7 protein-coding genes and 1 other RNA gene are annotated in these 11,422 nt (G+C 40.4%); all 8 read right to left on the reverse strand.

Going from position 1 to position 11,422, the window contains the following annotated elements:
- Nucleotides 1-2 precede the first annotated feature (2 nt).
- The 8 genes from rimO to aspS all read right to left on the reverse strand — a co-directional run bounded on the left by rimO (nt 3) and on the right by aspS (nt 11,416).
- A complete protein-coding gene (rimO, locus tag DW000_RS04900) occupies nt 3-1,349 on the reverse strand; it encodes a 30S ribosomal protein S12 methylthiotransferase RimO (RefSeq protein ID WP_021148332.1) in 1,347 nt (448 codons plus the stop codon).
- Between the two features lie 55 nt (nt 1,350-1,404).
- Entirely contained in the window at nt 1,405-2,442 is a 1,038-nt protein-coding gene (locus DW000_RS04905) for an extracellular solute-binding protein (protein WP_008601367.1), read from the reverse strand.
- Nucleotides 2,443-2,498: 56 nt separating this feature from the next.
- Nucleotides 2,499-4,445: a YgiQ family radical SAM protein gene (locus tag DW000_RS04910; protein ID WP_021148333.1), complete on the reverse strand. Its 1,947-nt coding sequence runs from the start codon at nt 4,443-4,445 to the stop codon at nt 2,499-2,501.
- Nucleotides 4,446-4,484: 39 nt separating this feature from the next.
- Nucleotides 4,485-4,937, reverse strand: a complete 453-nt coding sequence (locus DW000_RS04915) for a helix-turn-helix domain-containing protein (protein ID WP_004698676.1) — start codon at nt 4,935-4,937, stop codon at nt 4,485-4,487.
- A 48-nt stretch (nt 4,938-4,985) separates the two neighbouring features.
- The gene (locus tag DW000_RS04920) at nt 4,986-7,730 is read right to left on the reverse strand and encodes a DNA translocase FtsK (RefSeq protein WP_120055405.1); all 2,745 of its coding nucleotides are present in this window, start codon (nt 7,728-7,730) and stop codon (nt 4,986-4,988) included.
- 82 nt (nt 7,731-7,812) lie between these two features.
- Nucleotides 7,813-9,114 carry a replication-associated recombination protein A gene (locus tag DW000_RS04925; protein ID WP_004698739.1) on the reverse strand — a complete coding sequence of 434 codons (1,302 nt, stop codon included), beginning with the start codon at nt 9,112-9,114 and terminating at the stop codon, nt 7,813-7,815.
- Between the two features lie 244 nt (nt 9,115-9,358).
- Nucleotides 9,359-9,530, reverse strand: a non-coding RNA gene (gene ssrS, locus DW000_RS04930) — 6S RNA.
- A gap of 80 nt (nt 9,531-9,610) precedes the next feature.
- Nucleotides 9,611-11,416 (reverse strand): aspartate--tRNA ligase, encoded by a 1,806-nt coding sequence (aspS, locus tag DW000_RS04935; RefSeq protein WP_120055407.1) that lies wholly within the window; start codon nt 11,414-11,416, stop codon nt 9,611-9,613.
- Between the last annotated feature and the right edge of the window lie 6 nt (nt 11,417-11,422).

Consider the following 11,422-nt stretch of genomic DNA (forward strand, 5'->3'; position numbering starts at 1 on the left):
CATTATTCTACAACTGTAGCTACTACATCATAAGCAAAGCCTTGCTCTACTTGTACCTTAAGAATATCACCAGGTTGAATGTCTTCACCGCAGTCTTCAATGTACATATTACCATCTACATCAGGTGCTTGAGATTTCAATCGACCTTTTGCAAGCAATGTGTTATTCTCGCCTTCTTCGATTTCCTCTACCATCGCATAATCAATGGTACCTTCTAAATTGCGATTATTCTCTTCAGAGATAGCAGCTTGGATGGACATAAGAACGTGATAACGCTCTTCTTTGACCTCTTCTGGTATTTGGTCTTCACGAGCACCAGCTGGTGTACCATCCTCTTGAGAATACGTAAATACGCCCATATTATCGAATTTGATTTCTTTTACAAAGTCACAAAGTTCCTCAAATTGTTCATCTGTTTCACCAGGAAATCCAACGATGATAGAGGTGCGCAATGTAATATGAGTCGGTGCATTTCTAATCTTCTTAAGCAAGCGCTCAATATCATTGCGATCGTCTCGGCGATTCATTTGTTTCAAAATATCGTTATTAACATGTTGCAATGGAATATCTACATATTTACAAAGCTTTGGCTCATTAACGATAATATCTAACAATTCATCAGAGAAGAATGTCGGATATAGGTATAGCATGCGAATCCATTCTATACCTTCTACAGTTGTTAATTCCTTTAACAATGTCGTCAACAATGGTTTTCCATCATTAAGGTCAATACCATAACTTGTTGTATCTTGAGCGATAAGAACAATTTCCTTAACCCCTGTCGCAGCCAATCGTTCCACTTCAGCCTTAATAGACTCGATAGTACGACTACGGAATGCACCACGTACCTTAGGAATAATACAGAATGTACACCCGTTATTACAGCCTTCTGCAATTTTTACATATGCACTATAACGAGGTGTTGTTTGAATACGAGGCATGCGCTCATCATAGATATTCGTAATATTTTCCATGATACAACTGCGATTGCCGTGCTCAATAGCATCAACGGCTACCATAACTTGATCCCATGCACCGGTACCGATTAATGCATCAATTTCAGGAATTTCTTGGAATAATTCATCCTGATACTGTTGGCTAAGACAACCTGCTACGATGAGGCCCTTACAAGTACCATCCTCCTTATATTGGGCAACCTCAAGTATAGTATTTATAGACTCAGCCTTAGCTTTTTCAATAAAAGTACAGGTATTTACAACGATAAGATCTGCTTCGCTTAAGTCTTCTGTAATCGAATAGCCATTATCTCGCAATAAGCCTAACATTACCTCTGTATCTACTAAATTTTTAGCACAACCTAGGCTAACATATCCTAATTTTTTCCCCATTCTATATCCTTTCGTCACTAGATTCTTATTTATTTCTTGGATTTATACAACTGACTTAGTCCTTACGGAATCGTACTTGGCTAACCCAATGATTTAATAGTAACTTTTTACCTTCTAGAGTATAACCACCATTCACAGGCCATAATACTAAATCATGCCCCATAGAATCTTTTGGCTCATCCATCTCAGGATTAGTAAATATATAAGTAAAATTCTTTTCTACCATATATTTCGCCGTTTTAGAAGATAGTAACCAATTAATAAACTCTACACTATCTGCTTTATGTTTTGAATTTTTTAAAACGGCAGCACCAGTCACATAATAAGACGTACCATCTTTAGGATAAATGATCTTAATTGGATACCCATGATGACTATATTGCGCCGCATCAGACAAGTTACCAATACCAATATTTGTCTCCCCTAGCGCAGTTAGTCGTATTGGAGTAGACAAAAATTTAGCATGTTGAACCACATGGGGCTTCAAACTATACAAGTATTCAAGAGCCTCTGGTTCCCCTTTATACTCTACCATATTATATAGCAAATTGGCCGCATTCTGAGATGCTACAAAATCAGTCATAACGATAGACCAATCACCTTGTTTTCCCAATGTATCCCATGTAGTAATATATTTACCAATGCCATTATGGAAGGTATCATTCTGAACAAATACGATGGGATCATACCAAATACCAACCCAATAGCCATTTGGATCCTTTAGATTATCACGTACCTCGTCAATACGTTCATTGACGATGGGCATATATTTACCTGCATTGGCACCAATTACGAGATTATCTTCAGAAGTTAGCACCAAATCACCAGAAGTATCAGCCACTGTAGAAGCCGACCGTTGCGACATTTGTTCCTCTGTAAGAGGCATTACAGTGACTTTTACCTTTTGTTCCTCTTCATAACGCTCAGCAAGCATAGCTGTCAAAGTATTAGGTAAGTCCGTATAGACTATAATTTCACCACGAATAGGCTCTTTGGCCTGTTCTATTTGTTCTTGTTGGTAAAAGTTTATGCCATAGATCAACATTCCTACCACAAATAATGCTAAGATGCTCGGAGCAATCCATCGTTTCATATATGCCTCCCATAAGACATAAAGTATCTTAAAATGAGAGTAGCTAGAGCTACTCCCTACATGTAACGACCACCAAAACTTTTATTAGATGTACGAACTTTAGTCACATCTCTACTACGTTTTTTTCCAGTCTGGCATCGATTCCTAGATTCGCAACCTCGTTTGCCATTACGAGATTTACTAGATTGGCTAATACGCTTAGAATTTCCACCAATTGGTCGGGGTGGAATTAAACATTCTGGGCCAAAGCCAATTAAATCACGTCGATTGGCTTCTATGAGAGCCTCTTTAACAAGGTCATAGTTTTCAATATTTTTAAACTGCATCAATGCGCGCTGTTTTGCTTTATCTCTACCCTTTTTAGCAACATAAACAGGTTTTCCATCTAGTGGATTAATGCCCGTATAATACATACAAGTAGAAAGGCTACCCGGCGTAGGAATAAAATCCTGTACTTGCTCTGGGTACATATGGTGATCTCGTAAAAATTCCGCTAATTCAATAGCATCCTCTAGGGCACAACCGGGATGAGAGCTCATAAAGTACGGCACTAAGTATTGTTTCTTACCAAGCTTTTTATTTGCCTCTTCAAACCAAGACTTAAAGGTTAGGAATTCTTCTTTACCAGCTTTCCCCATCATATTGGTAACCCGTTTAGATACATGTTCTGGAGCTACCTTTAGCTGCCCACTTACGTGAAACTCGCAAAGTTCCCGCACAAAATCTTTATTGTTATCGGCTAGTACATAGTCATAACGCAAACCAGAACGAACAAATACCTTTTTTACACCTTTTAGTTTACGTAATTTACGCAGTAAAGCAATATAGTCATCATGATTTGTATTCAAGTTTTCACAAGGCTCTGGAGCCGCACAAGTACGACCTTTACACGCACCATAGACAGCTTGTTTATCGCAAGCTAGATGGCGGAAGTTTGCCGTAGGACCCCCTACATCATGAATATACCCTTTAAAATTGTCCATCTTGATCATCATGTGAGCTTCTTCAATCAAAGACTCATGACTACGATTCTGAATGATACGCCCTTGGTGATTAGTAATAGCACAGAAAGAACAACTGCCAAAGCAACCTCGTTGGCTCACAAGGCTAAATTGAACTTCGCTTAATGCTGGCACACCACCCTTATCATCGTATTTAGGATGCCACTTTCGAGTATATGGCAAGTTATAGACACCGTCCATTTCCTCCTGTGTCAATGGCAAGGCAGGCGTGTTCTGAATGAGATATCTATCACCATGCTTTTGGACTACAATACGTCCATAGAACGGATCTTGTTCATCGTATTGAATGCGGAATGCATCGGCAAAATCCATCTTATCCGCCTTAATAGCTTCATACGATGGGCACTCTACATAGTCAATGGTTGGAATTTCCTTTGCCATGTAGCAAATGCCACGTATAGATGGCAAAGACTCTTTAAATCGACCCTGATCTAAGGCATCAGCTAGTTCAACGATTTGAAGTTCTCCCATGCCATAGACGAGTACATCGGCCTTAGAATCTACTAAGATGGATCGACGCACCGTATCTGACCAATAGTCATAATGACCAAAGCGACGCAAAGACGCTTCTATACCACCAATGATAAGAGGTACATCACTGTAAGCCTCCTTCATACGGTTAGCATATACCAAGGTAGCACGATCTGGACGATGACCTGACTCACCACCTGGAGAATAATCATCTTGACGGCGAACTTTCTTTGCTGCCGTAAATTTATTAAGCATTGAATCTAAATTCCCTGCCGTAACAAGGGATGCTAGACGTGGTTTACCTAGTTTTTTGAAAGCCTCTACATCATTCCAATCTGGTTGATCTATAATGCCTACACGATAACCTTTGGATTCCAAGTATCTACCGATAACTGCAGGCGCAAAGGATGGATGGTCCACATAAGCGTCCCCACTGATGAGAACGAAATCTAATTCAGCCCAACCACGTTCCTTCATATCCGAAGGTTCTGTTACTAAAAATCTATCCATTGATTGTGTAAATGCCTTTCTATCATGCCTAATCAGATACTAGAACAGGAATAACCATAGTAAAAATAATGCCATACAAACTAAAATAATCCCTAAAATAATGCGTTCTTGTACAATAGAGCGTTGACGTTTTCGTTGACGCGTTTCTAAGGACATACGCTTTTTAGATGTTTGATATTCAACAAACTCACTTTGTACCAAATTAGGAGTTGCTTGAGCCTTCCGTCTTGTAACAGAACGTAAAGAAAAGGTATCTATGTCTCCTACTTGGCCCTGATATACTTTCACCAAGCGATCCCCATCAAGATCTAAGTAGTTACCATAATTTCGAATAAAACCTTTTACGTAGACTTGACCAGGAATGATATCATAGTTACCATCTTCGATAGCCTCTAAATAGGTTGTTTTAATGTGCAGCACTTGCTCCACATCTTTAAAGGTTAGATTACGTCTTACCCGTTCACGTCGTAATTCTTCGCCTAATTCAGCCATTTTCGTTCCTTTCTAAATCTACGTAATATTCATATAGTAATTAGCTAATTATTGCTCATCATTGGAATTGGAGAAATATCTAGCCTTAGCTTGTTCAGGGCTCATTAAAATTTCTCGAGCCTTACTGCCCATGCTAGGGCCAACGATTTTAAGGTCTTCCATTGTATCTACAAGACGTGCCGCACGGGTGTAACCTATACGGAAACGACGTTGCAACATCGATACGGAAGCTTGACCAGATTCCATAACGAGATTGACAGCTCGCTCTAATAATTCATCGCGGTAAACATCATTAGCATCATAAGATTCTTTTTCAGCTTCCTTTTCCACTTCTTGAGTTACCGTATTATCATATTCTGGTTCTCGTTGAGCTTTCACAAACTCTACAAGTTTTTCTACCTCATCATCAGAAATGAAGGCCCCTTGTACACGAATAGGTTTATTAGCACCAATCGGAGCAAATAACATATCCCCTTTACCCAATAGTTTCTCTGCTCCTGCCATATCAAGAATGGTACGGGAGTCAATTTGAGAGCCTACAGCAAAGGAAATACGGCTTGGTACATTAGCCTTAATAGAACCGGTAATAACGTTAACAGATGGCCGTTGTGTCGCAAGAACCATGTGAATACCTGCGGCACGAGCCATTTGTGCTAAACGACTAATAGATTCTTCAATATCATCAGGAGCCGTCATCATAAGGTCAGCTAACTCGTCGATAATCAACACGATTAGCGGCATAGCAGCCTTAGGATGCGCTTCATTGTAGCTCTTGATATCACGTTTACCAGATGCAGCAAACGCCTTATAACGAGCCTCCATTTCACGAACGGCCCAACGCAATACAGCTGCTGCTTTTTTCATATCCGTTACAACTGGAGCCATCAAGTGCGGGATCCCATTGTAAATAGACAATTCAACCATCTTAGGGTCGATTAATAATAACTTAACCTCTTCCGGTTTGCGGCTAAAGAGAATACTAGAAATTAATGTATTTACACATACGGATTTACCAGAGCCAGTTGTACCAGCTACGAGCAAGTGAGGCATCTTCGCAAGATCCGTAATAACAGGCTTACCTGCAATATCCTTACCAAGACCGACAGGAATACCTCCACGAGCATCTTTAAAGTCACTGCAATCAAGTACATCGCGTAAATGAACGGCTTCTGTCGTTTTATTAGGGACCTCAATACCGATGGCAGATTTCCCTGGAATCGGAGCCTCCATACGAATATGTTGCGCTGCCAAATTGAGGGCAATATCGTCTGTTAAATTAACGATACGACTCACTTTCACGCCTGGTGCAGGTTCAATTTCATAACGTGTAACAGTTGGCCCTTGTGTAGCATTAACAACCTTTGCAGTAATACCAAAGTCACTCAATACATGTTCAAGCATCATCGCATTTTGTGCTACTTCTTCACCATTATTTTGACTCCCCTTCCCTTTCGCCAAAATATCTAGGCTTGGGAAATGGTAAGGTCTATCATAGGACCGATGAATCTGTCCATCTTTAGATACAGCTACTTGCGCCGTATCTTCTGTAGTACTAATAATGGACGGTACTTGTAACCCCATACCTGCCATACCAGCTCCAGCACTTACAGAACTTGCAGCTGCACCCGTTCCTGGCACAGCGGAGGCAATAGCACCGTGATTCGTTTCCAATGGCTCTATTGTTGTATTTTGATAAGAGAATTCTGGTTCTTTATCATCAGAATTTTCTACAATTCCAACCTCATCTGAATACTCTTCATCTGGTGTATATGCATAGTCCTCATCTGGAACATATACATAATCATCACTCGTAGTTCTATGTGTATCAGAGAATTGTTCAAAATCATCAGCTTCATAAGACTTCGCATCACCAGATGCTTCAGATATATTAGCCAATTGCTCAGCCGCACGATTACGTGCTTCTATCTCAGCCAATTCCTTCCAAGATGTAGGAGTTTTTTGTGACTCCATAGTAGTAACTGTATCTTCAATAGGATCAACATCTATAGCTGTGGTAGAGTCAAAGAGGTCTCTACCAGTAGCAATACCTTGTTTTTCTAGTGCATCTAATGCTTGATCTGCTGCATCAGCAAAGCGTGTATCTTTTTCCCTGTTATAAGCTTTACGCTGTTCTGCCGCTTCTTTACGTTGTTCATTCCAATCTTCAAACACTTCTTTTGCAACAGCAACCTTCTCAGCAGCTACCTCTTTTGCAACATCAAGGCCAACCTGTGTTTTGTCCGCAGCCTTTTGTAATCCACTACGCAAAGACAAACGTGTCACCAGTAATCCAAAAGCTATGAGTAAGAATACATCAAGAATAATAGCCCCTAGGTTACCTAATAGTGTACGAAGGAATGTAGCAATTGCGCCACCTACGAAACCACCTTGATTAGCTAGTTGCGTAGTTATGAGTTCCTGCCCCTCAGGAACTCGCCACAAGGGAACAAGAGCTAACAAAAATAGGAAAAACAAGGTCATTACAACCCCTCGTTTTGTAATGGAAATAAATGTATCCTTATATAATAATCTCCAACCTAACCAGAAAACGCATAAACAAGGAATAATACCACCTAGGCCAAAGCCATAACGGAATATACCTGTTAAAATCTGTCCTACAAGGCCGAGTTCAAAGCCAAAAAAGCCCAGAAAGGAAATCACAGCAAAGGCAATGACAATAAGGCCTTTCACTTCGCTGCGCAAAGAAAAGCTTTGCGACTTTGATTGCTGTTTTGTACTTGTTCGCTTACGGCGTGTGTTGCGTCTTTTGGTGGAAGTATTTTCTTCTGCCATAAATCTATACAAACCCCTTACTTATATAACATTACAGTAAATTAACTTATCATTATATTATAGCATATATCGTAATATTAAGTTAATTTTTACAACGTTTCTCCCAGTCGTGAAGTAACTGTTCCTCAGTCCCTCTCTTTATGCCCTTATAGTAGGTTGCATCGACTAGAGGCGTTGGTAAATACTGCTGTTTTACAAATCCATTAGGATAATTATGAGCATACTTATAAGCTTTCCCATGGCCTAATTTACTAGCCCCGCTATAGTGACTATCTTTCAAATGATCCGGTACTTGTCCACAATCCTTATGTCGCACATCAGATATCGCGGCATCAATAGCTACATAAGCAGAATTACTTTTAGGTGCGAGAGCAACATAGCACGCAGCCTCAGATAATATAATGCGCGCCTCCGGAAAACCTACCATATGAGCCGCTTGAGCTGCTGCATTTGCGAGTATGAGAGCTTGTGGATCCGCAAGACCTACATCCTCTGCTGCACAAATAACAATACGACGAGCAATGAAGTTAGGATCCTCTCCGGCTTCAATCATACGCGCTAAATAATGTACTGTTGCCTGCACATCGGAGCCACGCATACTTTTAATAAAAGCTGAAATTGTATCGTAATGACTATCACCTTTTTTATCATATGTATATATGCGACGACCTACGACCTTTTCGAGAACTTCAATAGTAATCATCCCCTCATCAGGAACCATAGCTGCTGCTTGTTCAAGAATATTGAGAGCCATACGCCCATCGCCATTGACGAAAATCCCCACATCCTCCAGAACTTCATCGGTTACCTGTAGATGGCGTTTGCCAAGGCCTACCTCTTCATCGGTAATGGCGCGACGTAAAATTTGACCGATAGCCTTTGGTGTAAGTGCTTCTAATGTAATAAGACGCAAACGAGATAAAAGTGGTCTATTAACTTCAAAGAACGGATTCTCTGTAGTAGCGCCAATAAGAATGATAGTACCATCCTCTACACAGGGTAACAACACATCTTGTTGGCTTTTATTAAAGCGATGGATTTCATCGAGGAATAGAATTGTTCGTTGCTGTAAAGAACGAACCCGTTTTCGCGCGTCTTCAATGATAGTACGCAACTCACCAATACCAGCGTTAGTAGCATTCAGATTTACAAAATAACTATTGCTCACCTTAGCTATGATTCCGGCTAATGTAGTCTTACCCGTTCCACAAGGCCCATAAAAAAGCATAGATGGTATTGTATCCTTCTCTACCATAGCTCTCAAGAAAGTCCCCTTACCTACGGCCTTCTCTTGACCATATAAATGATCTAGTTTAGTAGGACGCATTCGTACAGGAAGCGGCTCGTATGTATTTGTAGGTGTCATATCAAACAAACTATCCATTCTATCACCTCAATTCTCACTCAGTTTAACTGTCGTATTTTCATATCTATAACTATTCAATCAAAAAACAATTACTTCCCCGTCATAAAAGCCTAATAACATCAGTAACTCGGTAACACTGATAATATTGGCAAGACATTTATGACGTTTATGACATTTAGGACTCTTAAGATTTTAAAAAGTTTAAATTCTTACCAAAGATATATTTATAGTATATGATATTTCAGTCTATTTTTACACGCAAAAAAGCCCCACCATGCCGTAATGTACCGCGTTTTGATCCTGCAAGGGCAGGTGGGTGTCCTCCTCATCCTGCAGTTGTCCCGTAAGGGCGTAACGTTCAGACGAGAGTTCAGACTCCCAAAGTAAATGTGTTGGCTCAAAACTGCGATATCACACGCACATGGCAGGGATATCTTATACATAAATAGTATCAGAAAGATTAGCAATTAACAAGTCTTGACATTTCAAATTTAATCAATTCTTGCCTATGTTTTTACACTAAAGATTGCTCTTGTTCTTCTTCTACATCTGGTTTAATATGCAACTCTTTTAATTGCTTAGGTTCTACTTCAGATGGAGCTTGGCTCATGATATCAGAAGCAGATTGAGTTTTAGGGAATGCGATTACGTCGCGGATAGATTGACGTTTTGCCATCAACATAACAAGACGATCAAGGCCAAATGCACAGCCTGCATGAGGAGGTGCACCGTATTGGAATGCATCAAGCATGAAGCCGAATTTAGATCTTGCTTCTTCAATAGACAAACCAATTGCTTTGAATACTTTTTCTTGTACGTCAGCTTGGTAGATACGCAAGGAACCGCCACCGATTTCTACGCCATTCAATACCATGTCGTAAGCAATCGCTTTTACACTGCCAGGATCGGATTCTAATTTATCAAGATCCGCATGGCGTGGCATTGTGAACGGATGATGCATTGCAACATAACGTTTTTCGTCTTCGTTATATTCGAACATAGGGAAATCAGTTACCCATGTGAATGCCAATTTATCTTGGTCAATCATGTTCATACGGCGTGCCATTTCAAGGCGTAACTCGCCTAATGCACGTGCCACAGTTGCAGGTTTATCAGCAATCATCAATACAAGGTCGCCACCTTTAGCGCCCATTTTTTCACCAATATTGCGGATTGTATCTTCACCTAAGAACTTCATGATTTGAGACTTAATAGAACCATCTTCATTGAAGCAAGCCCACGCAAGGCCTTTAGCGCCGTAACGGTTTACATACTCAACAAAATCATCAAGTTCACGGCGAGGAATGCCAGCGTCACCAGGCACAACGATACCTTTAACTACGCCACCATTGTCGATAACAGAGCGGAAGACTTTGAATTCTGTATCTTTTACAAGATCAGTTACATCAGTAAACGCCATATCAAAACGAAGATCCGGCTTATCAGAGCCGTATTTATCCATTGCTTCGTCCCATGTAATACGAGGCATAGGCAAAGAAATTTCTTTACCTAATGCAGTTTTAAATACATGAGCAATCATCTCTTCAAGCAATGCATAAATATCTTCTTCATCAACGAAGGACATTTCTAAGTCAAGCTGAGTGAACTCAGGTTGACGGTCTGCACGCAAATCTTCATCGCGGAAGCAACGAACGATTTGGAAATATTTTTCGTAACCAGCAACCATCAAGATTTGTTTGAAAATTTGTGGAGATTGTGGCAACGCATAGAATGTACCAGCATTTACACGGGACGGCACTAGATAGTCACGAGCGCCCTCTGGCGTAGATTTAGTAAGCATTGGAGTTTCAATTTCCAAGAAATCGCGGCTATCAAAAAAGTCGCGCATTGCTTTTGTTACCTTGTGACGTAAAATCAAGTTACGTTGCATTTCAGGACGACGCAAGTCAAGGTAACGATATTTCAAACGAATATTTTCATCTACATCGATATCATCTTGAATATAGAAAGGAGGAGTTTTAGCGGAGTTCAATACGCGCAACTCTTCACAGAACATTTCGTATGCACCTGTAGGAAGGTTAGGATTAATAGCAGAATCATCACGTTTTGTAATAGTTCCACGCACGCAAAGCACATATTCATTACGAACATCCTCTGCTTTGTGGAACGATTCTACGTTGTGATCTGGGGATGCCACTACTTGTACTACGCCAGAACGATCGCGTAAATCTAAGAATATCAAACCACCATGGTCACGACGGCGTTCAACCCAACCACATAATACGACCTCTTTACCTACCTCTTGTTCAGAGATGGTGCCACAACCGTGCGTACGGTGTAAGCCTTGCATTGTTTCCATTCTAAT

Source organism: Veillonella sp. AF36-20BH, assembly GCF_003602765.1.
GTDB lineage: Bacteria > Bacillota > Negativicutes > Veillonellales > Veillonellaceae > Veillonella > Veillonella hominis.